Raw genomic sequence first — 23,945 nt, forward strand, 5'->3', positions numbered from 1 at the left:
AATGGCTTTCTATTGGGTATTCACCATAACTTCGGTTTCGGCAAATACGGTCTCACCGTTACCGTGGCTGAGAATTCCCAAGGCTCGGGTACCAGGGGAGAGATCCAGCCACTCCAGATTGATAGTGCCACTACTATTTATTTGTGCCTGCGGCGGAGCTGTGAGCTGGGTATTGCCGTTGTCTCCACTCAGGTTAAAGTTAAATAGGGTAAATGGCGTAGGGCCCTCCGCAGAGGCGTAGTCCACTACGAATACCGCATACTGACCTGCGGCGGGATTGACCAAATCGACAGATTCAGCGGAAGTCGGTGAGCCACTGGTGCCCACCTCTGGGAAATCGGGGCCGGGGCCGTAGACTTGTAAATCCAAGTCGTCGCTGCCACTACCATCGCCCACATCCGCATCAAATAAGGCTACGCGGGCAAGCTTTGTACCCTCCGGAATATCGAAGAAAATCAGCTGGTTTTCTCCATCCTCAACGCTACCAGGGAAAGGTACGCCTTCCGCCAAGCCGTTGATATCCACTTGATAGTTGCCGTTATAACCAAATTGTACGGGCAGGTTTACTGCACCATCACTGCCATCGGCACTGATCTTCTGAGTTGTGGATAGTGGAACCGGGCGTACAGCGATAGGACTGCGTACTTCCTGGCGTAAACCAACGGATTTCCAGCTTAATTCGCCAAATACCCACTCGTTCATGGCCGCTTCTTCGGTAACCGTAAAGGTAACTTCAAACTCGGCGCTATCTCCCTCTCTAAGGCGTAGAGTCCTAGGGTTAACACTGACCTCGACACCTGCGGGTGCCTCTACAGAAGCCCAATACCATCTCTGGCCGCGGCCGACGCTGGTGACACGGCGCTTAATAGTTTGCGTGCCAACCAATTCGCCGATGCCGATTGATGGCAGGTTGAGATCACTGGAATCCAAGGAATAGCCAGCGGAAACCAGTCCCTCACAGGTGCTGGCCTCGATAATCTGCGGCTGATTTTCTGCGCCACAGAGGAAGGCTAGATAGTCGTTGAAACCGGCATCGTAGACTAGACCGGGGTCGAAAGCCGCGGCGGGCACTATGGCGCCTGCACCAATATCGAAGGGATCAGCGGCTTCGGGTCCGAAGGACTTTTGCAGGTCGGTGCGCGCTGTACTCATCAGTGCGGATTTGGCCATGGCCGGGCTCCAGTCCGGATGAGCCTGTTTTAACAGGGCCATAATACCGGCGACATGGGGGCTGGCCATGGAGGTGCCATTTTTGGCGGCGAATAGGTTGCCGCCACTCAGTACTGGTGAAGTACCGGCGAGAATGCCTACGCCCGGTGCTGCCACATCCGGCTTGATAATATCCGTCGCACCCACGTTGTGGCCGCGGGAAGAGAAGCTGGCGATGCGGTCTTCGCGGGAAATCTTCAGCTCAGGATCCAGGGTGCCCGTGACCCCCGAATTCTCAACCAGCATGGCGCCATCCGCATGGCGAATCATCACACCGGGGATCGTAGTATCCGGTGCCGACATCACGATCGGATCCATACGGTCTACAGCACTGCCGTCGTTATAGACAACAATGGCCACTGCGCCGGCGTCTGCAGCATTGTTGTATTTAGTACTGAAGGAGCATCCCCCACGCTTCACCAGCGCGATTTTGCCTTCAATGGTCTCGGAGTTGGTGAGTGCGGAGCAGGCCTCCAGAGGGGCACCCACAACAACAGGTGCCGATAGTAGACCTGCATCTTCCATAGTGATCGGGCCGTTGCCTTCACGGGCATCGTAGGTGCCCACAACCGCTTCAGGGGCATCCACCTGCAGGGCCGTGCCAAAGCTCTGGTCGTCTTCGGCGGCCGCCACTGCGGTAATCCAGGGGACACCAGAAGGCGTGCCCATTGTTTGTGGGCCTGGGCCATTATTGCCGGCAGAAGTGGCAACAAAAACGCCCGCATCGGCGGCAAACAGGAAGGCGATCTCATCGGCACCGGTAAAAACGGTACTGGAGCCACCCACTGAGAAGTTGATGACATCCACACCGTCGGCCACGGCTTCGTCAATAGCAGCCATGGAGTCTGCCGAGGAGCAGCCGCTATCGTCCGGGTCTGGGGCATCCCAGCACACCTTATAGGCCGCGATACGGGCACGCGGCGCCATACCGGTCAGGGTTTTCCCATCTGGGGTCACTACACCGTAGTTCCCTGCGGCAGTGGTGGCGGTGTGGGTGCCGTGTCCGTCCGCATCCCGTGCAGAGAGAAACTCGTAATCCGCCAGAGTCTTGTTGGAGAGGAAGGCGTCTGAAAAAGACTTGGCCTTGATCAGTTTGTTATTGCAGGTAAAGGCGGCGTCACCGGGGTTAAAGTCTGTGTTACCAAACTCACAGCCCTCACCGATAAAGGATTCAGGCACCGGACCATAGGAAATATTAACGCCACGATTGCCCTGCCGTGGCGTTGGAACATCCATCAGGCTCGGGTGTTCTGGATGAATACCCGAGTCGATGACACCCACGACCACATCCTCACCGGTGATTCCCCAGAGCCAGGGACTGGGTGTATTTGTCAGGCCGAGGAAGTCTGCAGTGGAATCGGTATGCATTTTCAGCAGGCGATCTTCCCAGACGCCTTTCACATCTTTATGGCTACGCAGTGCTTCGGCATCCTTTTCACTCATAACTGCGGCAAAGCCGTTAAAGGCCGCCTTGTATTCATGCACTTTGCGTGCGCCGGGCACCGCGGAAAGCACCTGTTGACGACGTGTTTTGAGAAAATCGGAGTAGTGGCGATAGCTACTACTGCGCGGGTCAGCCTTGCGACGTATATTGGACTTAGCGCTGGAGAGGCCCGCGACTGTGCCGCTGTAGGTGGAGAGTGGCTCGCCATCGAGCTGTACGATATAGACCTTTTTATTCTTTTGGATTTCGGGGGTGAGTGTGTCTGCTACTGAGGCTGCGAAACTACTGCCAGAGCACAGCAGGCCCGCAATAAGCGAGGAAATTATTTTTCTTTTCATTGAGTTGTCCCATTTTTTATTTTAACAGGCGGGTAGAGGTGGGAGAGAAAGTGCGCTGTTTATCCAATGTCACTGACACCCAACAAGCCATCCTTGGTCTGGCAGAGCGCGCTTTCACTGGGATAAAGCCACCCGACCTGTGACTCGCTTTTAAAGTAATGTGTCGCAGGACTCAATAAACTGGCGTCATAGTCATTGTTTTGTACTATTTTTGCTAACTGGCGAGAAAGAAAAAAACGTAAGTCACAAATGCGAGGTGGCGCAGTAGTGGAGAGGGTTTCTGATGACGCTTTTCCGCGAGATTGGAAAAGCTCATTAAATTTAGAGGGCTGTAAAAGAGAGATCAGTGGGCTCAGGGGCCCACTAGAAACAGGCTGAAACTGGCTAAGTCGGCAAACACAGCGGTTTCCGCCAGACGCGGATCGGGGCTCTCTACTAGCTGTTGCAGGGTTTCTGCGCCTGCACCGGTTTTTAGTAGTACCGGCTTACACCCCTTGACCAGGGCCAGCTGTAAATCGGCCAGTTTATCACCGAGCAGATAGCAGCCATGCAAGCTGGTGTCGAATTCCGCTTCGATGGCATCCAGCAGGCCCGCCTGGGGCTTGCGGCAACGGCAGTTGTCTTCGGGCCCATGGGGGCAGTAGAAAATCGCGGCAATTTCACCGCCTGCATCCTCTACCTGGGAACGCATCTTGGCGTGTATCGCCTCCAAGTCATCCAAGTCAAACTGGCCCAGGGCCAGGCCGCTCTGGTTGGTGGCAATCACCAGTTGGTGGCCAGCCTGACTGAGCGCAGCCAGTGCTTCAATGCTGCCGGGCAGGGGCTGCCATTCGTCTGCGGATTTTACGAACTGGTTGGGGTTTTGATTAATGACCCCATCGCGGCCAAGAAGAATTATTGCCATGTCGATTCGCCTGTTTCGTTGAGGCGGGGCGCAGAGCCCCGCTTCAAGTCGCTATTACTTGGCTGGAACCAACAGGGAGATGTCGGCAACTTCGAGGAACAGTGCACGCAGCTGGGCCAGTAGGGCCAAGCGGTTGTTGCGCAGTTGCTCGTCGTCACTCATTACCATCACATGGTCGAAGAAGTTGTCCACGGTTTCACGCAGGCCCGCCAGGCCGGCGAGTCCTTCGGCGAAAAGCGCATCGCTATACAGCGGTTCAACTTCTGTGCGGGCAACCTGTACTGCGGCGAACAGGGCTTTCTCCGCTTCCTCCTGCAATAGTGCTTCATCGACACTGCTGGGCACTGTGCCATCCAGCTTGGCAAGGATATTGGAAACGCGTTTGTTCGCGGCGGCCAAAGCACCGGATTCTGGCAGCTGGCTGAAGGCGTTAACCGCGTGCACACGGTTGTCGATATCCAGCGGGCGCGACAGCTTGCGCGCGGCAACCGACATAAATACCTCGGCGGCAATGCCCTGATCCTCGTAGCGGGCGCGGAAGCGCTCCAGTACGTATTGCAGGGTCTGCTCTACCACCTTGTCGTATTCACCCAGGGCGGTGCGCGGGTAGTTGTCGCGGGCCAGTTCCAGCAATTCGCGCAGGTCCAGATCGAGGCGCTTTTCGACGAGGATGCGGATGATGCCCAGGCTGGCGCGGCGCAGGGCGAAAGGATCGCGGGAGCCGCTGGGGGGCTGGCCGATACCGAAGATGCCGACCAAAGTATCCAGGCGATCTGCCAGGGCAATTACAGTGCCGGTGTCGCTGGCGGGCAGCTCGTCACCGGCAAACTTGGGCATATACTGCTCGTACATGGCCTTGGCCACATCCAACGGCTCGCCGTCGTTTTCGGCGTAGTAGTAGCCGGCGATGCCCTGCATATCGGCAAACTCGAACACCATCTCGGTAACCAGGTCCGATTTACACAGGCGGCCGGCGCGCTCGGCCCAGTCGCCGTTGCTTCCGGTTTTCTCAGCGATGGTGCGGGCTAGGGCAGCTACCCGTTCAGTCTTGTCGTAGACGCTACCTAAGTGCTGCTGGAATACGATTTGGCGCAGTTTCTCACGGCGTGATTCCAGGCTGGTCTTCTTGTCGGTCTCAAAGAAGAAGGCAGCATCCGCCAGGCGCGGCCGGATTACGCGCTCATTGCCGTGGATAACCTGGGCGGCATCCTGGCTCTCGATATTGGACACGGTGATAAAGAACGGCAGCAATTGGCCATCTTCATCGACTACATGGAAATACTTCTGGTGCTCCTTCATGGAGGAGATCAGGGCTTCAGCGGGCACTTCCAGGAAGCGCTCTTCAAAGCGGCCGGTAAGGGCGACAGGCCACTCCACCAGCGCAGTGACTTCGTCGAGCAGGTCGTCGTCGATGACCGCTTCACCATTGACGTTATTGGCTTCGGCAATAACTTGAGCGCGAATGGCTTCGCGGCGCTCGGCGAAATCTGCCATTACGTAGCCGGGTTCGCGCAGAACCTGTGCATAGTCGTGGGCGGAGTGGATCTCCAGTTCGCGATTGCAGTGGAAGCGATGACCACGGCTGGTTTTTCCGGCTTTCAAGCCGAGTACTTCACCATCTACGACCTTGTTGCCAAACAGCATGACGAGCCAGTGCACCGGGCGCACGAACTCTTCGCGGCGCGCACCCCAGCGCATGCGCTTGGGAATAGGAAGCTGAGCCAGTGCTTTCTCGACAATACCAGCCAACAGGGATTCAGTTTCAGCGCCTTTCTGTTCACTGATAAAGGCCAGGCGCTCGCCTTTGTCGGTCTCTTTGCGTCCCAGCTCTTCAACAGTTACGCCGTTGCTGCGGGCGAACCCCTCAGCGGCTTTACTGGGCTTACCCTCTTTATCGAAGGCGGCTTTGACGGCCGGGCCCAGCTTTTCAATTTGTTTGTCTTGCTGCTTATCCGCCAAACCGAATACCGCTACGGCCAGGCGGCGGGGTGCTGCGTAGGCTTTCACTTCGCCAAAAGACAACTCGGCGCCTTTGAGGCCTTGGGTAATACCATCGGCGAAAGCGCTCATCAATTTGTGTAACGCTTTGGGTGGCAGCTCTTCGGTGCCCAGCTCTACCAGAAAATCCTGAGCCATTACTGCTTCTCCTCTTGCTCGATGTCTTCCGCCAAAATATCTGCTCGCAGTGCTTCATCTGCCATGGGGAAGCCTAAGGCGCGGCGCGCATCGTAGTAAGCCTGTGCCACGGCGCGGGCCAGGGTGCGTACGCGCAGGATATAGCGCTGGCGCTCAGTCACTGAGATGGCGTGGCGCGCATCCAGAAGGTTGAAGGCGTGGGAGGCCTTCATAACTTGCTCGTAAGCGGGCAGCGGCAGGCCCAGCTCAATCAGGCGTGTGCTCTCGCGCTCACAGTGATCGAAGGTGGCGAATAGGAATTCCACATCGGCGTGTTCAAAGTTGTAGTGGGACATTTCCACTTCGTTCTGGTGGAAAACGTCGCCATAGGTGACGGGGCTGCCGTCCGGGTTGCGGGTCCACACTAAATCGTAGATAGACTCGACCCCCTGCAGGTACATGGCGATACGCTCGAGACCGTAGGTGATTTCGCCGGTAACCGGGTAGCACTCGAGGCCGCCCACCTGCTGGAAGTAGGTAAACTGGGTGACTTCCATACCGTTCAGCCAAACTTCCCAGCCGAGGCCCCAGGCGCCCAGGGTTGGGGATTCCCAGTTATCTTCCACAAAGCGGATATCGTGGATAGCCGGGTCTACGCCCATGGCACGTAGGCTGTCGAGGTACAATTCCTGGATATTGTCCGGGGATGGCTTCATCACTACCTGGTATTGGTAGTAGTGCTGAAGGCGGTTGGGGTTCTCGCCGTAGCGGCCATCGGTGGGGCGGCGGCAGGGCTGTACATAAGCCGCGTTCCAGTTTTCCGGGCCTATGGCGCGCAGGAAAGTGGCCGGATGAAAGGTGCCGGCGCCCACTTCCATATCCAGAGGCTGTAGAATGACGCACCCTTGGCGCGCCCAATAATCCTGTAGGGCAAAAATAAGTCCCTGGAAGGTACTGAGATCGTATTGCTTGGACACCGCTATCTCCGGATCAGTATCTGCTGTGGGCAAAGGGACGCAATTATAGCGGCAGCGACTGCTGCGCTTAAAGCGCTATAGCCGCGTCAAGAGGTTTCAATGGCCATACTTGGGCAACACGACCACTTTAAAGTGGTTTTTGTATAGGAAGTAGTGAGTGGATATTAAGGGGCGCCTTGCTGTAGGGGCACTGAAAATCATCGGCAAATTGCCGTTGCACTGGTCGCGGCGATTGGGTTGGTTTGCTGGCAAAATGGTTGTGTGGACTCGTTCCGAAGGCCTGCGCCTGAGCCGTATTAATCTCAAACTCTGCTATCCGGCAATGGACCCCAAACAGCGCGAAAAGCTGGCGAGGGAGAGTGTGATCAACACGGCCATGGCGGGTTTTGAGATGGCGTCACTGTGGAATACGCCCTGGGCAAAAAATGAAAATGCCATTGTTCGTGTGCGCAATCAGCAGTTACTCAACGCCGGTGAGACCGATGGGCGCGGCACCATTGTCTTAATGCCACATACTGGCAACTGGGAAATATTCGGCCTGTATGTAGGTACCTTGTCCCCCTGTGCTGTACTTTACCAGCCTCCTAAAATAGAAGCCCTGGACCCGGTGATTCGCAGCGGGCGCGAAGTAACTGGCGGCAAGATGGTGCCCACCAATGTTCACGGTGTACGCGCGCTGCTTAAATCATTGAAAGCGGGAGATTTAGCCCTGATTCTTCCCGACCAGGAACCGGATATGGGCGGTGACTTTGCCCCGTTTTTTGGGCGCCCGGCCCTGACGATGACCCTGGTGCACAATCTGATACAGCGCACCAAGTGCCATGTGGTTTTTGGGTTTGGCAAGCGTGTAGAAGGCGGTTTTGAGCTGGTTTTTGTCCCCGCAGAAAAAGCGATTTACAGCGAAGAGCAAAAAGTATCCTTGGCGGCGATGAACCGCGGTGTGGAGGCCTGCATCGCCCAGGCGCCGGAGCAGTATCAGTGGGAATACAAGCGCTTTCGCAGACAGCCGGAAGGCAAGAGTAAAATTTACCGCAAACAGACATAGGGGCCTGAGCGGCCCCTATGTCTATCGGCGTCTAGGTAAAATTTACGTCGCGTGGCGAAATGCCACAATTACCGGCATACGCGCGGCGCGCCAGGCGGGGAAAAAACCACTGACAAAGCCGATTACCAGCGCCAACACGGCGCCCTGCACGAACAGGTCTGGGGACATCTCAAAACTGAACACCACCTGGGTAAAACTGCCGCCCAGGGTTGAGGTATTTAGGCCGTCGAAGAACAAGTAGGCGGCCAATGACCCCAGTAGTCCACCGGCCACCGCCAGTACCATCGCTTCAGCAATCGTGCCGCAGAAAGCGGAAAAATTACTGAAGCCGAGGGCGCGCAGGGTGGCAATTTCCTTGGCACGGTCCGCCACTGAGGTGTACATGGTATTGAGTGCTCCAGCCAGGGCACCGAGGGCCATCACCGCACTGATAATCCAGCCAAAGGTGGCGATGTACTGCAGTTGTTTACCCTGACTGGCGAAGTATTCTCGCTCGGTCTGCGCTTCGAGATTAAGGCGCGGTTCCCGCGCAATGGTTTCCTTGACCGATGCCAGGCCGTCGTCATTGTCCAGTTGCAAGCGAATGGATTGATAACTGCTGCCGCGGTTGTAATGGCTCTGGATTGTTTTGATATCTGCCCACAGCTCACTTTCAAAAATATTGCCCCCTGTGGAAAAAACTCCGACAACTGTCCACAGGTTTTTACCAAAGCGCACTTCCTTGCCAATCTCGAAACCACTGAATTCCCGCAGGACACCCTCGCCGACAATCATTTCATTGGTTCCGGGAACAAACATACGGCCTTCGGTTAAGTGCATGTTGGTGCGCATGGCCATACCGGTTTGGTTGAGTCCGCGCAGGGGGATATTGGCCTCGGTACCACTGGACTTTTTGATACCATCCACAATGACATAGAGTTCCGGTGAAACCTGTGGGCCGTTGGCGTCCCGGGCGACTCCTGCAGATTCACTAACCAGGTTGACCTGATCCTGCAGGATCACCGAGTTGAGCTCGGTGGAGGAACCCTCGCGCATCAGGATGGCGATTTGGTTGGAACCGGCGCCGCGCATAGTTTCTTCGAAGCCTTTGGCCATGGCGAGAAATGCCAGCAGTATTGCCACCACCACCGCCGAGGCCAGTACCATCGCCAGTGACATCCACAGGCGCCGGCGCAGGCTGCCCAGGTTCATCAGGGTCACTGAAATAATTTGTGCAATTAGAGAGCCCATTGGCTTTCCTCCGGTTGGGCTTGATCAATCGGGCACCTACAGTTGTGAGGAACTCGATCTGATGTATTTAGGGCTGACGATTAAATGCCGAGACAATATTCAGTCGCAGCGCGTTAAAAGCCGGTAGCAAGCCGGTAATAATTCCCAGCAGCAGCATAAAAAACAGCGCTTGCAAAGCGATATCGCCATCGAGAATCAAGTTGGGCAGGAAACGGGCGAGAAAGGTTTTTATTCCTTCAACTAACAGCCAGGCCGCAGCGAGTCCAGAGAGACCGCCGATAAATGCGACCAACAGGGATTCCGATAGCACCATGCGAAAAATGCGTGCGCTGGAAAAGCCCAGGGTTTTGAGTACAGCAATCTCGCCGGTACGCTCGCGAATCGCCAAGGCCATGGTATTGCCAACCACAATCAGAATGGTGAAAAACGCGGTGAAAACCACCGAGAAAATAATCAAACCGATATTGCCAATTTGCTCGATAAAAGCTTTATTAAAGGATTTTTCCGTACTGGTATCAGTTTCACTTTGCGAATTGGCAAAACTGTCATCAATGGTTTTGGCTACTTTCTCATTGAGAGAGGGATCGTCAGTAGTGAGTGCCATCCATCCTATCCAGTCAATGCCAAATGTCTGAGTTTCCATGAAGTATTTATAATGGAATAACATTTGGCGAGTATCGTACTGCTCGGTATCCCCTTTAAAAATTCCTGAGACTACAAACTCCCAGGTATAGCCACCATCTTTATGGGTGAATATATTTGAGGAGATAGGGATCCGGTCACCAATTTTCCAGCCATATATTTGCGCGAGTTTCTCACCTATCAGTGCGCCCTGACGATTGTTAAACCAAGCCTGTTTTTGCTCATCCGGAATCACTATTTCTTCGTAAACGCGTAAATAGGATTCGGGGTCCACAGCCAGCGAGACAATTTGCCTACTTTGTTCCTGATAATAACCGCCAAACCAGTTCAGGTGGGTGACATCTTTTACTCCCTCGACCGCAGCGACTTTTTGGAAATAAGAGATGGGTAGCGATTGGGTGAAATTGATCCGGTTAAAAACTACCAGGCGATTATCAGCGGATAACTCCACACTGGAATTGAGTGCAGATTTCAAACTGGTCACTGCGCCAAAAATTAAAAAAGCGATAAAAATTGCAAAGCAGGTGAGAAATAACCGCAGAGGTTTCCTCGTCATGTTTTTATAAATTAAATAGAGATCGTTCATGCCACTATTTCCCTCTGCACAAATTGTCCCTTGTCGAGATGCAGGGTGCGTTTGGCGTATTTGGCTGCGGCCGGGTCGTGGGTAACCATGACGATGGTCTTGCCGTGATCGCGGTTGAGTAGTTGCAGCATCTCCAGGATTTCATCGGCGGTGGCGCGGTCGAGATCACCGGTGGGCTCGTCACACAGAATGAGTTTAGGATCTGAAACAATTGCGCGGGCGATGGCCACCCGCTGTTGCTGGCCGCCGGACATTTCACTGGACATATGTTTGGCGCGATCGCTCAAGCCCACCAAAGCGAGGGCGGTTTCGACATTTTTGCGGCGCTGTGCCTTGGAGAGCTTGGTTAACAGTAGCGGTAGTTCTACATTGCGTTGGGCATTGAGCATCGGCATCAGGTTGTAGAACTGGAAAATAAAACCAATATTCTGCGCGCGCCAACGGGTTAGGGCGCTCTCATTGAGGGAGTCTATGCGGGTACCATCAAACCAAATTTCCCCGCTGGTGGGTTGATCGACACCGCCGAGCATATTTAACAGAGTGGTTTTTCCGGAGCCGGAAGGCCCCATAATGGCGACAAAATCTCCTCGCTCAATACTCATATTGAGATCGTCAAAAATAGAGATTTTCTCTTTACCTTTGATAAAATTCTTGCCGACATTTTTTAACTGAAACAACACATCTTCAGACATCTGTAATTTCCTTTTTTAATGAATAATTAGAGCCGTAGTCTGTGCCGTTAAAGAGCGACTTCCTCCCCGGCCAGGAAGCCGACCTTCACCCCCATATCCGGTAGGATACGGGCGTCTTTTTGATCGATACCGATACGCACACGCACCGTAGCTTTGGCGCGATCGGCGGTTGGAATAATTGCCACCACCGTGGCGGGAATATCCCACTCCGGGTAGGCGTCAAGATTCGCGTTTACCCTTTGACCCGTGGAGACCCGGCCGATAAATGCCTCGTTGACATCCACTTCAATTTCCAGGGAGTTCATATCCACAATGGTACAGATACCGGTGCGGGTGAAACCGCCTCCGGCGGAGCTGGGTGCGACAATTTCTCCGGGCTGAGCATTTTTTTGTGTAACGATTCCCGCAAAGGGCGCGCGTATCGTGTGATCCTCCAAGCGCTCCCGCTGTCGCTCGGCTTCCAGTTTAGCCACCTCAATATTTGCCCGAGCGCTGTTTAAATCGGCTCTCAAGCCTTCAACAGTGGCCTCACTCTGGGTGAGTTGTGCTTTGCTGGAGTAGTTTTTTTCACGCAAGCCAGCGAAACGCCGGTACTGACGCTCTGCTTCTTTTAGCTTGGCGAGAATACTGGCTTCCTGGGCTTGCAGTACCTGAATCTGCGCACGGGCAAATGCCAGGCTGACGCGCGCTTTGACGTCGTCGAGGCGGGCTAGCACTTGACCTTCCTGTACCTGCATACCCTCCTCGACATCTACACTGCTGATCAGTCCCATCACCTCTGCTGACACCGTAGCCATGCGTCGGGCGGTGATATATCCGGAGGCATTCAACACCGTCTCCAGGTGTGCGCTGGAGGGGGCAGATGGCGTAGTGTGTGTGTTGGCGGGAGTTGGGATTGTGTTAGGGCTTGCGGGTGGGTCTTCGGCCAAGAGGGAGGCGCCAAAAAAACCAACTAGCAGGCCGGCGACTGCACCGGAGGAAGCCGCCAGTAGGGTTTTTCGGGGCGATGACGATAAATCATTGGGAGCCGTATCCCGGTCAATTTTCAACTGACCGAGCAGCTCACTGGTGTTTCTGCTCATACAGCCATGTTCTTATTGATTACTTCCTGTAAAGAACAACTGTGGCAGAAACTAAAAAATATTGCTATTCGATCTGACTTGCGGCGTTGGCGCCAAATTAGTGGCGCCAAAAGGCGGGGGTTAACAGCACCAGCAGGGTGAAAATTTCCAGGCGTCCCATCAGCATGGCGAGGATCAGAAACCACTTGGCCACCTCATTGACTGAACCGTAGTGAGATGCGGCCTCACCCAGAGCCGGGCCGATATTGCTCAGGCAGGAGGCCACCGTTGTCACAGAGGTGACGAAATCTTCGCCGGTGGCAATCACAATAATCGAGAGAATAAAAAACGACAGCACATAGACGGCAAAAAAGCCCCACACAGCATCGGTTACCCGATCGGGTACGATCTTGCGGTTGATCTTAATGGGTATCACCGCATTGGAGTGCACCAGTCGATTTAATTCGCGCATACCGGATTTCATAATCAACATGCCGCGTACCGCTTTGATACCACCAGAGGTAGAGCCGGCACAGGCGCCGAGAATACCCAGAAGAAGCAATGCGTAGGGAAGGAATACCGGCCAGGCGGAAAAGTTTTCAGAGGCAAAGCCGGCAGTGGTACTGATAGAAACCACCTGGAAGAAACCGTGTAGCAGGCTGTTGCCTGGTGAGAAGATATTCAGAATCCACAGATAACAGCTGATCAACAGGCCGGCCCCCAAAATTAGCATTACGTAGAAACGAAATTCGGAATCGCGCCAGTAGTGCTTGAGGGTTTTATTGCGGAAGGCGTAAAAATGCAGGCCAAAGTTAATCGCCGCGGTGAACATGAAAATAATGCAGATCACCATAATGGCCCGGTTGTGAGCGTAGAAGCCCATACTGGCATCGTGGGTGGAAAAGCCGCCGTTAGCCACGGTGGAGAAGGCGTGTCCCACGGCATCGAACACGGTCATGCCCGCCCACCAGTAACCGATGCCGCACAGAATGGTCAGGATTACATAAATTACGATCAGTGCCCGTGCCGTCTCGGCGATGCGCGGTGTCAGCTTGGTATCTTTCACTGGGCCGGGTATTTCCGCCTTGTACAGCTGCATACCACCGATGCCGAGCATGGGCAGGATTGCCAGTGCAATAACAATTACGCCGATACCACCAAACCACTGTAGCTGCTGGCGGTAGTAGAGGATGGCTGGAGGCAGGGAGTCCAGGCCGGTAATTACGGTGGCGCCAGTGGTGGTGAGCCCGGAAATCGATTCAAAAATCGAATCGGTAATACTCAGGTCCGGCTGTGGACTGATAATAAACGGCAGGGAGCCAAAGCTGCCGAGGATTAGCCAGAATAGCGAAGTCACCACAAAGCCGTCGCGGGTGCGCAGATCCTGGCGCAGGTCGTGTACCGGCAGCCACATAAACAAGCCGGTCACCAGAGTGATCACAAAGGCAATAACGAAGGCGTTGTGGGTATGGTCCTCATACCACAGGGACACGGCGATCGGTGGCAGCAGTGTCAGGCTGAACACAGTGAGGAGAATTCCGAAAACTCGCGCAATTACCGCAATTCGCATTGGCGCCTGTCAGCCTGTTATCTGTTGTTACTTTATATATATGGACGGCGGTGTTTGTAATCGCCGGACTATTCAATAAAAAATATGATTTAGAAAAAGCCGAAGCCAACCTGGAACAACTGCTCCACATGGCGTGTCTGGCGGCGATCCACCAGGAATACAATCACGTGATCGTCGCTTTGCACAATTACATCGTCGTGCGCCATCAACACTTCGCTGCCATTTTCTGTTTCGCGCACTATGGCACCGATGGAGGCGCCCTCGGGCAGATCGATATCCTCGATTTTCTTTCCCACCACCTTGGAGGTGCGCTCGTCGCCGTGGGCGACAACTTCGATCGCCTCGGCGGCACCGCGACGCAGGGAGTGCACATTAACCATATCGCCGCGGCGCACATGGGTGAGCAGGCTGCCGATAGTATTTTGCTGGGGCGAAATGGCAATATCGATTTCCCCGCCTTGCACCAGGTCCACGTAGGCGCGGTTGTTGATCAGGGTCATCACCTTGCGCGCGCCCAGGCGTTTGGCCAGTAGCGATGACATGATGTTAGCTTCGTCATCGTTGGTGAGTGCGAGGAAAACATCGGTGTCCTCAATATTTTCTTCCAGCAACAGCTCTTGGTCCGAGGCGCTGCCGTGCAAGATAATGGTGTGGGACAGCTCCTCGGATAAAAATACGCAGCGTTCATGGCTGCGCTCAATAATTTTAACCGAGTAGCGGTTTTCCAATTTGGTTGCGAGCCGCAGGCCAATATTGCCACCACCGGCAATTACCACGCGCTTATAACCGTGTTCCAGGCGGCGCAACTCGCTCATTACCGCACGGATATCGGCGCGTGCGGCGATAAAAAATACCTCGTCGCCGGCCTCGAGCACCGTGTCTCCCTGGGGAATGATCGGCCGGTTGCGCCGGTAGATGGCCGCCACACGAGTATCCACCTTGGGCATGTGCTCGCGCAGATAGCGCAGCTGATGGCCTACCAGAGGGCCGCCCTGAACTGCCAATACAGTGACCAGCTGCACGCGACCACCGGCGAAATCCAGCACCTGTAGCGCGCCGGGGTGTTCCATCAGGCGTGCGATATATTCGGAGACCAGCTGCTCGGGGCTGATCAAAACGTCGATGGGAATCGCCTGGTTGTCGAATAACTCGGGGTACTGCAGATAAGAAGAGGCTCGCACACGCGCGATCTTGGTGGGCACACGGAACAATGAATGGGCAATCTGGCAGGCTGCCATATTGGTTTCATCGTTATTGGTGACCGCCACCAGAATATCGGCATCCTCAATGCCGGCATTCATCAGCACATCGGGATGGGAGGCGTGGCCGTTAACCACGCCAATATCAATGCGATCACGCAACTCGCGCAGGGTTTTTTCGTCGCTGTCCACCAGCACAATATCATTGCGCTCGGAAGCCAGAGCCTCCGCCAGTGAGCCGCCCACTTGGCCGGCGCCGAGAATGACAATTTTCATATCGGATGAGACTCGCGGCTAGCGCTGCTGTTATTCGGCCTTGCTGAGCAGAGCGTAGTAGAAACCGTCGCTGCCACCGTTATGGGGTAACAGTTGCATTCCAGCAACTTGTTTTTCACCCCAGGACTTACCGTGCAGCAGTTGCGGGGTATTGTCGCTCGCATCGTCGGTCTCCGCAACGAAGGCGGCGACAACTTCACTATTTTCGGCTGGTAACACTGAACAGGTGGCGTATAACAGACTGCCACCGGGTTTGAGCAGTGCCCAGGTGGCGCGCAGAATTTCTGCCTGCAGCTTGGCCAGCTCGGCGATATCCTCGGCCCGGCGCAGCAGTTTGATATCCGGGTTACGGCGAATCACCCCGGTGGCAGAGCAGGGTGCATCGAGCAGAATACGGTCATACTGCTGTCCATCCCACCAGGCATCCGGCGCAGCCGCATCGGCGCAAATTAACTGTGCGGAGAGGCCGCAACGTTCGAGGTTTTCCTGCACCCGATCAAGTCGCTCCTCCTCGATATCGAGGGCACTCAATTCTATAGCGGGCTGCTGCTCCAATAGATGGCAGCTTTTGCCTCCCGGCGCGGCACAGGCATCCAGCACCCGCTCGCCTTCACAGGGTGCCAGTAGTTGCGCTGCCAGCTGGGCGGATTCATCTTGTACACTCACCAGGCCCTCGGCAAAACCGGGCAGAATTCCCACAGGTACTGCTTCGAGCAGGGTGATGCCAACCGGAGAGAGGGTACAGGCCTCGGCGGACAGACCGGTCTCGTCGAGCTGCTGCAGGTAATCCTCGCGGGAAATGCGCGCGCTGTTGACCCTCAAGGTCATGGGGGGATTGGTATTGTTAGCGCGAAAAATCTCCGACGCTTGCACTGGCCAGGCGGCTTTGATCGCCTGTTGCATCCAGGCGGGGTGCATAGAGCTGAACTGGGGGTTGCCGGACAATTTTCGCTGCAAACGCTCGCGTTCGCGTAAAGCGTTGCGTAGTACGCCGTTGATCAGGCCAGTGGCGCGATCCAACTTGAGACTGCGGGCGGCATTGACCGTGGCAGAGATAGCAGCGTGATCGGGGATGCGGGTGTATTCCAGTTGATACAGGCCCAGCAGGATCAGTGCGCTCACCAGGCTATCGCTGGGGGTTTTGCGCAGTAGCTTGGTAGCGATCAGTTGCAGGCGCGGGGCGGTGCGAGCACTGCCGTAGCACAGCTCGCGGAGCAGGGCGCGGTCGCGCTCCTCAACCTTGTCTTCGGCTTTAGGTAACAGGCGTGCCAGTGAACCTTGCGCTTCCAGTAGTGCGGCCACCACTCGGGCTGCTTCGGCGCGTACATCTCTACTCATAGTGATCCCAATTGTGTGCCGGGAGTGAACAGCGCCCGGTAGCCTTTCAAAATTTCCGCTGCGGGCAGCGCTTTTTTACCGGGTAGCTGAAGCACTTGCAGACGCAGGGCTTCGCGACCACAGGCGACCAGAATACCCTCGTCATCGCTGGCTAGAATGGTACCGGGCGTATCGCTGTGGCAGCCGCGTTCCAGGCTGGCGCTGTAGATACGCAGGCGTTGTTCGCCTTTACTTTCGCTATAGGTAGTCCAACACACCGGGAAGGGATTGAAGGCGCGGATCTGGCGCTGCAATTCTTGCGCCGGGCGCTGCCAGTCGATCCGCGCTTCCTCTTTGCTGATTTTATTAGCGTAATTGGCTGTAGCATCATCTTGAGTCACCGGCTTGGCGGCGCCTGAGGCCAGCTGCGCTAGGGCTTCAATCAGAGCCGGGCCACCGAGTTCGGCGAGCTTGTCGTGTAGGCTGCCTCCCGTATCTTTCTCAGTAATGTCACAGCGGCGCTCCACCAGTACCGGACCCGTATCAAGCCCGGCTTCCATTTGCATGATTGCCACACCGCTGTGGCTGTCTCCCGCCTCGACGGCGCGCTGAATGGGAGCGGCGCCGCGCCAGCGCGGTAGCAGGGAGGCGTGTACGTTGATACAGCCCAGTCGCGGGGTGTCCAGCACTGCTTGCGGCAGGATCAGTCCATAGGCCACCACCACCATGATATCGGCGCCGAGTGCCGCCAGCTCTTCCTGCGCTGCCTGGTCGCGCAGGCTCTGAGGTTGATACACGGGGATATCGTGGGAGAGGGCCAGCTGCTTGACCGGGCTGGCCAGCAGTTTCTTACCGCGCCCCGCCGGCCTGTCCGGTTGGGTGTAAACGGCGATGACAGTGTGGTCGCTGTCGAGCAGCGCCTGCAGATGCACGGCGGCAAAGTCCGGCGTGCCGGCAAAAATGATATTCACTGGCGGATTCTCAGATCGAGGGATGGAGATGGCGCCGGGCCTGCCGGCGGCCAGTTTTTATAGATCAGGCGCGTCGGCGCTGGGACTTTTCCAGCTTGGAGCGAATGCGGTTGCGCTTGAGTGGGGAGATGTAATCCACGAACAGTTTGCCATCCAGGTGGTCAACTTCGTGCTGGATACACACCGCCAGCAACCCCTCTGCCTCTATGGCAAAAGGTTCGCCGTTGCGATCCAGCGCCTTGACTCGCACCCTGCGCGGGCGTTCTACCGTCTCGTAGAAACCGGGTACCGACAGGCAACCCTCGTCGTACTGGTGGATCTCCGGGTCCAGTACTTCGATCTCCGGGTTGATAAATCCGTACGGCTCGCTGCTGTCTTCGGAAATATCCACCACCACGACGCGCTCGTGCACATTGACCTGGGTGGCGGCGAGGCCTATGCCAGGTGCGGCATACATGGTTTCGAACATGTCGTCCAGCAGTTGACGGTGTGCGTCGGTAACTTCTGCGACGGGTTTGGCGATCTCACGCAGGCGCGGATCGGGAAATTCCAGTATCTCGAGTTTAGCCATAACACCTGTGACAAACTTCTAGTATTCGTTGAACGTGCGCTGATAACATTATGATCGCGCTCAATATTTACCGAGTGGACCCCGATTTTCGCTGGCGCCTTGCGCCCGGGGCCGGCCACATTTCCTGTAGAAGGGTGGTTCGGCGCTGAGAATTATAGCGATAAAGAGCATAGGAATGCTTCCATGAAAAAAATAATCCTGGCCGCCGTCTCGATGTTGGCGGTCGCCCTTGGCACCCAAGCGCAGGATCAGGTGCGTCTGAACCCCAGCCATCCGGATGCCTATGTTGTGCAAAAGGGCGATACCCTCTGGGATATCTCCAGTGAATTTCTGGTACAGCCCTGGTATTGGCCGGAGATCTGGCAAGTAAACCCTCAGGTTGAAAACCCCCACTTGATCTACCCCGGCGACAGCCTGCGCCTGGTGTATGTGGATGGCCAGCCGCAACTGCAGCTGCAGCGCGGCCCACGGGCTTATCAATTGTCCCCCGGTGTTAATGGTAACCGCTTAACGCCGCAGATCCGCCGTGAGGCGGTGGAGGATGCGATTCCGGCGATTCCCCTCGATGCCATCAATGCCTTCCTCTCGCGCACCCGTATCGTCGAGCCCAATGCCTTCGAGGGTATGCCCTATATTGTGTCCGGCTCCGATAACCACATTTTGATGGGGGCCGGCGATACCATCTATGCTCGCGGTGATTTTGAAGTGCCCCTGGCCTCCTACGGTCTCTACCGCCCGGGCCCGGTGTATGTGGACCCTGTTAGCAATGAGACTCTGGGACGCCAGGCTCTTGGGATAGGTGAAGTGGATTTGCTACAGCTGGACCCGGATAACCGCCCTGGATTCTCCGTCGCCACCCTGGGCGTGGCCAGCACCGCCCGCGAGATCCGTCTCGAGGATCATTTGATGCCGGTGGAAGAGCGCTCTATCGATGCACTCTTTCACCCCAGTGCCCCGGCCGTGACAGTGAATGGGTTGATTGTTGGTGTCGATGAGGGTGTGACTCAGATTGGTAAATTCGACGTAGTTATCCTCAATCTGGGTGAGCGCGATGGCATAGTGCCTGGCAATGTGATGGCAGTTTATAAGCGCGGTTCTGTAGTGCGCGATCGTATCGCCGGAGACAGCGTGAAGCTGCCCGATGAGCGCGCTGGTGAGATGATGGTTTTCCGCACTTTTGAAAAGATGAGCCTGGCGCTTATTCTCGAAGCGGATCGCCCCTTGGCGGTGATGGACTCGGTGCGCAACCCCTAAATAAGTATTGAAATCGAGCGGCGCCTCTTGCTGTTTGGAGCGCCGCAAATCTGACTACAACCCTTCCTGTAAAACAGACGAAATGGTGAGCCCGCATGGATGCGTTGACCGCCAGCATGGCCCTGCTGCGTTTAGAGGGCCTGGGGCCCGCCCGCTACTGGCAGCTGCTGGAGCACTTTGGCAGCCCCGATCGGGCCTTACTGCAATTCCCCCCAACTTTGTTGAGCAAACTACCGCCGCGGGCCCAATCCCAGTGGCGTGATTGTTGTCGTCTTGGCCTGCAGAGCGAATTGTTGGAGTGGGTGGCAGCCGAGCGCGCCCGCTGTGCAAAAATCGGCGTGCAGCTGCTGTACCACGGTGATGCAGGTTTCCCGAATTTGCTCGCAGAGATCTCGCGACCACCGCCAATACTCTATGTGCGGGGCGAAGCTGCTGCTCTCACCTTGCCCCAAATCGCCATTGTCGGTGCGCGTCGCGCCACGACTTCTGGCCTGGATAACGCCCGCAGTTTTGCCATGGAGCTCGCTGGATCCGGTTTTGCCATCACCTCGGGGTTAGCACTGGGGGTAGATGCGGCCGCGCACCAGGGTGCTTTGCGGGGACAGGGAGCCACGGTTGCGGTGTTGGGCAGCGGTGTCGACTCCGTCTATCCGCGTCAGAACCGCGCCTTGGCGGAAGAAATCCTGAGCGCGGGTGGCGCCATTGTCAGTGAACTGCCACTCGGCAGTAGCGCTGAGGCGAAAAACTTCCCGCGTCGCAACCGGGTTATCAGTGGGCTCTCTATGGGAGTGCTGCTAGTGGAGGCTGCGATGCGATCGGGGTCGCTGATCACTGCGCGGCTGGCGTTGGAGCAAAATCGAGAGGTTTTCGCTATCCCCGGCTCCATCCACAACCCGATGGCCAGGGGTTGTCACCACCTGATTCGCGAGGGGGCAACTTTGGTGGAGACCAGCGCAGATATCGCTGGGCAATTGGGGGGGCTGTTAGCGGAGCCCGCGGATAGTGAGCCCCTAAGCAATACCCCGCTGGATAATCAGCAGCTGTCAGTGTTATTAGCCCTGCAGGGAGGGCCTCGCAGTATCGAGCAGTTGGCCGTGGATACTGGGGAGCCGGCGGGTGAACTGATGGCGCTGCTATTGCAAATGGAGTTGCTAGAGCTATTGGAGCAGCTGCCCGGTGGTTATCAATTGACGGCTCAGGGAGCTGCCTGTTGTCTCCAGAAAGAAGGCGTGGCCACCTGAATCCTCCCCTGAAGGACCAGCCGCCGAGCGATTCGCGAAGTCAAAGCGCTGCGTTAATACTCTGTGGACTCGAACACAGGAGGCAAGTCATGGCGAATAATTCCAAGCTCACCACGGATGCTGGCGCACCCATCGCGGATAACCAAAATAGCCTTAGCGCCGGACCACGTGGCCCCCTATTGATGCAGGATTATCAACTGCTGGAGAAGCTCGCTCATCAAAACCGTGAGCGGATTCCCGAACGTACGGTACATGCCAAGGGCTGGGGAGCTTACGGTACTCTGCGGATTAGCGGAGATATTGCCAAGTACACCTGCGCCAAGGTATTGCAGCCCGGTGCTGAAACACCAATGATAGCCCGCTTCTCCACTGTAGCCGGAGAGTTGGGGGCGGCGGATGCCGAGCGCGATGTGCGCGGCTTTGCCCTCAAATTTTATACAGAAGACGGCAACTGGGATCTGGTGGGCAATAACACCCCGGTCTTCTTCGTGCGCGATCCCTATAAGTTTCCCGATTTTATCCACACGCAAAAACGTCATCCCCGCACGCATTTACGCTCCCCTACAGCCATGTGGGATTTTTGGTCGCTATCTCCAGAGAGTCTGCACCAAGTTACGATCCTGTTTTCAGATCGCGGCCTGCCAATTTCACCTATGCATATGAATGGTTACGGCTCCCACACCTACTCTCTGTGGAACAGTGGCGGCGAGCGCTTCTGGGTGAAGTTCCACTTCAAGACCCGCCAGGGGCACAAATTTCATACCGATGCCGAAGCGGAGTCAGTAATTGGCCGCACTCGCGAGAGTTATCAGGAAGCCCTGTTTGGTGCGATTGAGAAGGGTGACTATCCCAAGTGGAGTCTACAGCTACAAGTAATGCCCGAGGCCGATGCTGCCAAGACAAATTACAACCCTTTCGATCTCACCAAAGTGTGGCCACATGGGGATTACCCGCTGATTGAGATTGGCGAAATGGAGTTGAATCGCAACCCCGATGATTATTTTGCCGAACTGGAACAGGCAGCCTTCTCTCCCTCAAACGTAGTACCGGGCATTAGTTTCTCCCCGGATAAAATGCTACAGGCGCGAGTGTTTTCCTATGCCGATGCCCATCGCCACCGTTTGGGTACTCACTATGAGAGTCTTCCTGTAAATGCACCTCAATGCCCAGTGCATAACTACTATCGAGACGGCGAGATGAATACCAGCGGGATTCGCACAGGCAATCCCGATGCTTATTACGAACCCAACAGTTTCAACGGCCCGCAGCAAGACTCCAGTGCCAAGGAGCCGCCACTAAAGCTTTCCGGTGCTGCCGATCGCTACGATCATCGTGAGGGCAACGATGATTACGGCCAAGTGCGTGCGCTTTTCAATCTTTTTGATGACGCCGAAAAACAGAGACTCTTTGGCAATATTGCCAGAGCCATGGCCGGAGTTCCGGATGAGATAGTACAGCGACAATTGACTGAGTTTCACAAGGTGCATCCGGATTATGCTGCTGGTGTTAAAGCTGCATTGTGAGCTGGACAAAAATTTCATTACCGATCATTTAAAGAAGGGTTGTCGATAAACCACGGCTTCTGTGGAGACGTTTGGCAACACCTTGTGCATGGTTGCGCAATCCGCTAGATTTTGGCGCTTGTCCCTACTTTGACAGTTGAGAGAGTTGAAATGAGCAAGCCTTTTGTAGCGATCCTGATGGGGGCCGGCCCCGATCTGCCAGTTATGAAAGCCGCCTTCGGTGTACAGGAGAAGTTAGACATTCAGCAGTGCGAAGCGAAGTAGCAGCGATACTGTCATGAGGTACTCTCCGCTTGCTGTACAGAAGGCTGCCCGTGCTCTTGCGGCGGGCGGTGTTATCGCGCACCCCACCGAGTCCGTGTGGGGCCTCGCCTGTGATCCAAATAATCTGCAGGCCGTAAGGCGCCTGCTGCGCCTGAAGAACCGCCCACTGGAAAAGGGCCTGATCCTGGTTTCCGGTGAGGAGGAAAGTTTTAGTCAGCTGCTCGACCCACTCAGCGCTGAGCAGCGCGAAAAGATGCGGGAAACCTGGCCCGGACCCGTGACCTGGCTGGTGCCCCATCGTGACCGCATACCCTATTGGGTCTGTGGCGCCCATCCCGCAGTGGCCCTGCGTCACACCGACCACTCTTTTACCGCTGCGTTAACAAGGGCTTTTGGCGGTGCTATCGTATCCACTTCTGCCAATCCGGCGGGGTGTCAACCTGCCCGGCACAAGTACCAGGTACTTCGCTATTTTGGTGATGCCCTCGACTTTGTCGGCGGTGGTTCCACCGGGGGCCGAAATTCCCCTAGTGAGATTCGCGACCTGCTCAGCGGAGAGCAGTTGCGGGCGGGCGGATGAATTCTTTAAAACGAGTTAGTGTTTCCCAATGAGTGATATTGATACCAAGGAAGTAAAGGGCTACCTGCTGGATCTACAGGATCGAATCTGCAGCGCGCTGGGTAGCGAGGACGGCCTGGAGTTTCACGAAGACGCCTGGGAGAGGCCCGGCGGCGGGGGCGGTAGAACCCGGGTGTTGGAAGAGGGAAATTTAATCGAGAAAGGTGGGGTCAATTTCTCGCACGTCTATGGTGACGGCCTGCCGCCCTCTGCCACGGCCAGCCGCCCAGAGTTGGCTGGCTGCTCTTTCGAAGCGATGGGGGTTTCTTTGGTGATCCACCCGCGCAACCCCTATGTACCCACAAGTCATGCCAACGTGCGCCTGTTCGTGGCCAAAAAGCCTGGCGCCGAGCCGATCTGGTGGTTTGGTGGGGGCTATGACCTCACTCCTTACTACGGTTTCGAAGAGGATGTGGTGCATTGGCACAATACTGCAAAGAGCGCCTGTGCGCCCTTTGGTGAAGAGATCTATCCGCGCTTCAAGCAGTGGTGTGACAAGTATTTTTACCTGAAGCATCGCGATGAGGCCCGCGGAGTAGGCGGCCTTTTCTTCGATGATTTTAACGAAGGTGGTTTTGAAAACGCCTTTGCCCTAACTCGCGCCGTGGGTGATAGTTATTTGGATGCTTATCTGCCCATTATTCAAAAGCGCAAGGATACGTCTTACGGCGAACGCGAGCGGGATTTCCAGCTTTACCGCCGCGGCCGTTATGTGGAATTTAACCTGGTATTCGATCGCGGCACTTTGTTTGGCCTGCAGAGCGGTGGGCGCACCGAATCTATCCTTATGTCATTGCCCTCGCTGGTGAGTTGGAAATACGACTGGCACCCAGAAGCAGGTTCGGCGGAGGAAAAACTCTACACGGATTTTCTGCCGCATAGGGACTGGGTATAACC

19 protein-coding genes are annotated in these 23,945 nt (G+C 55.8%); 6 read left to right on the forward strand and 13 right to left on the reverse strand.

The window, feature by feature from the left end; genetic code table 11:
* Nucleotides 1-9 precede the first annotated feature (9 nt).
* From ACJJIB_RS01460 to glyQ, 4 genes are all read right to left on the reverse strand, one after another.
* Entirely contained in the window at nt 10-2,991 is a 2,982-nt protein-coding gene (locus ACJJIB_RS01460; RefSeq protein ID WP_444887625.1) for a S8 family serine peptidase, read from the reverse strand.
* A gap of 352 nt (nt 2,992-3,343) precedes the next feature.
* Nucleotides 3,344-3,895 carry a D-glycero-beta-D-manno-heptose 1,7-bisphosphate 7-phosphatase gene (gene gmhB, locus ACJJIB_RS01465; protein WP_252083974.1) on the reverse strand — a complete coding sequence of 184 codons (552 nt, stop codon included), beginning with the start codon at nt 3,893-3,895 and terminating at the stop codon, nt 3,344-3,346.
* Nucleotides 3,896-3,949: 54 nt separating this feature from the next.
* Entirely contained in the window at nt 3,950-6,031 is a 2,082-nt protein-coding gene (glyS, locus tag ACJJIB_RS01470; RefSeq protein ID WP_444887626.1) for a glycine--tRNA ligase subunit beta, read from the reverse strand.
* Nucleotides 6,031-6,987, reverse strand: coding sequence for a glycine--tRNA ligase subunit alpha (glyQ, locus tag ACJJIB_RS01475; protein WP_444883267.1), 957 nt, complete (start codon nt 6,985-6,987; stop codon nt 6,031-6,033). Before glyQ ends, glyS begins: the two co-directional genes overlap by 1 nt.
* Nucleotides 6,988-7,144: 157 nt before the next feature.
* Here glyQ and ACJJIB_RS01480 point away from each other — a divergent pair, with 157 nt between their 5' ends.
* Nucleotides 7,145-8,032, forward strand: a complete 888-nt coding sequence (locus ACJJIB_RS01480) for a lysophospholipid acyltransferase family protein (RefSeq protein WP_252083977.1) — start codon at nt 7,145-7,147, stop codon at nt 8,030-8,032.
* Between the two features lie 42 nt (nt 8,033-8,074).
* Here the strand turns inward: ACJJIB_RS01480 and ACJJIB_RS01485 are convergent, their stop codons facing one another.
* From ACJJIB_RS01485 to def, 9 genes are all read right to left on the reverse strand, one after another.
* Nucleotides 8,075-9,262 (reverse strand): ABC transporter permease, encoded by a 1,188-nt coding sequence (locus ACJJIB_RS01485; RefSeq protein WP_444887627.1) that lies wholly within the window; start codon nt 9,260-9,262, stop codon nt 8,075-8,077.
* Nucleotides 9,263-9,329: 67 nt separating this feature from the next.
* Nucleotides 9,330-10,490, reverse strand: coding sequence for an ABC transporter permease (locus tag ACJJIB_RS01490; RefSeq protein ID WP_444887628.1), 1,161 nt, complete (start codon nt 10,488-10,490; stop codon nt 9,330-9,332).
* Nucleotides 10,487-11,182: an ABC transporter ATP-binding protein gene (locus tag ACJJIB_RS01495; protein ID WP_252083980.1), complete on the reverse strand. Its 696-nt coding sequence runs from the start codon at nt 11,180-11,182 to the stop codon at nt 10,487-10,489. The genes ACJJIB_RS01490 and ACJJIB_RS01495 overlap by 4 nt, the downstream gene beginning before the upstream one ends.
* A 47-nt stretch (nt 11,183-11,229) precedes the next feature.
* Entirely contained in the window at nt 11,230-12,264 is a 1,035-nt protein-coding gene (locus ACJJIB_RS01500) for an efflux RND transporter periplasmic adaptor subunit (RefSeq protein ID WP_444887629.1), read from the reverse strand.
* A 97-nt stretch (nt 12,265-12,361) separates the two neighbouring features.
* Nucleotides 12,362-13,813, reverse strand: coding sequence for a TrkH family potassium uptake protein (locus ACJJIB_RS01505; RefSeq protein ID WP_252083982.1), 1,452 nt, complete (start codon nt 13,811-13,813; stop codon nt 12,362-12,364).
* Nucleotides 13,814-13,902: 89 nt separating this feature from the next.
* Complete coding sequence (gene trkA / locus ACJJIB_RS01510) at nt 13,903-15,288, reverse strand: Trk system potassium transporter TrkA (RefSeq protein ID WP_252083983.1); 1,386 nt, start codon at nt 15,286-15,288, stop codon at nt 13,903-13,905.
* A 30-nt stretch (nt 15,289-15,318) separates the two neighbouring features.
* Nucleotides 15,319-16,626: a 16S rRNA (cytosine(967)-C(5))-methyltransferase RsmB gene (gene rsmB, locus ACJJIB_RS01515; protein ID WP_444887630.1), complete on the reverse strand. Its 1,308-nt coding sequence runs from the start codon at nt 16,624-16,626 to the stop codon at nt 15,319-15,321.
* Nucleotides 16,623-17,576: a methionyl-tRNA formyltransferase gene (gene fmt / locus ACJJIB_RS01520; protein ID WP_444887631.1), complete on the reverse strand. Its 954-nt coding sequence runs from the start codon at nt 17,574-17,576 to the stop codon at nt 16,623-16,625. Before fmt ends, rsmB begins: the two co-directional genes overlap by 4 nt.
* 64 nt (nt 17,577-17,640) lie before the next feature.
* Complete coding sequence (gene def, locus ACJJIB_RS01525) at nt 17,641-18,147, reverse strand: peptide deformylase (protein ID WP_444887632.1); 507 nt, start codon at nt 18,145-18,147, stop codon at nt 17,641-17,643.
* Nucleotides 18,148-18,330: 183 nt separating this feature from the next.
* Here def and ACJJIB_RS01530 point away from each other — a divergent pair, with 183 nt between their 5' ends.
* The 5 genes from ACJJIB_RS01530 (at nt 18,331) to hemF (ending at nt 23,943) form a co-directional block, all read left to right on the forward strand.
* Entirely contained in the window at nt 18,331-19,401 is a 1,071-nt protein-coding gene (locus ACJJIB_RS01530; RefSeq protein ID WP_444887633.1) for a LysM peptidoglycan-binding domain-containing protein, read from the forward strand.
* 95 nt (nt 19,402-19,496) lie between these two features.
* Complete coding sequence (gene dprA, locus ACJJIB_RS01535) at nt 19,497-20,642, forward strand: DNA-processing protein DprA (protein WP_444887634.1); 1,146 nt, start codon at nt 19,497-19,499, stop codon at nt 20,640-20,642.
* Nucleotides 20,643-20,731: 89 nt separating this feature from the next.
* Entirely contained in the window at nt 20,732-22,165 is a 1,434-nt protein-coding gene (locus ACJJIB_RS01540) for a catalase (RefSeq protein WP_444887635.1), read from the forward strand.
* A 277-nt stretch (nt 22,166-22,442) separates the two neighbouring features.
* The gene (tsaC, locus tag ACJJIB_RS01545; RefSeq protein WP_444883279.1) at nt 22,443-23,009 is read left to right on the forward strand and encodes an L-threonylcarbamoyladenylate synthase type 1 TsaC; all 567 of its coding nucleotides are present in this window, start codon (nt 22,443-22,445) and stop codon (nt 23,007-23,009) included.
* 28 nt (nt 23,010-23,037) lie between these two features.
* Nucleotides 23,038-23,943 (forward strand): oxygen-dependent coproporphyrinogen oxidase, encoded by a 906-nt coding sequence (hemF, locus tag ACJJIB_RS01550; RefSeq protein WP_444883280.1) that lies wholly within the window; start codon nt 23,038-23,040, stop codon nt 23,941-23,943.
* Nucleotides 23,944-23,945 lie beyond the last annotated feature (2 nt).

This window comes from Microbulbifer mixtoriginis (SeqCode) (genome assembly GCF_052467705.1).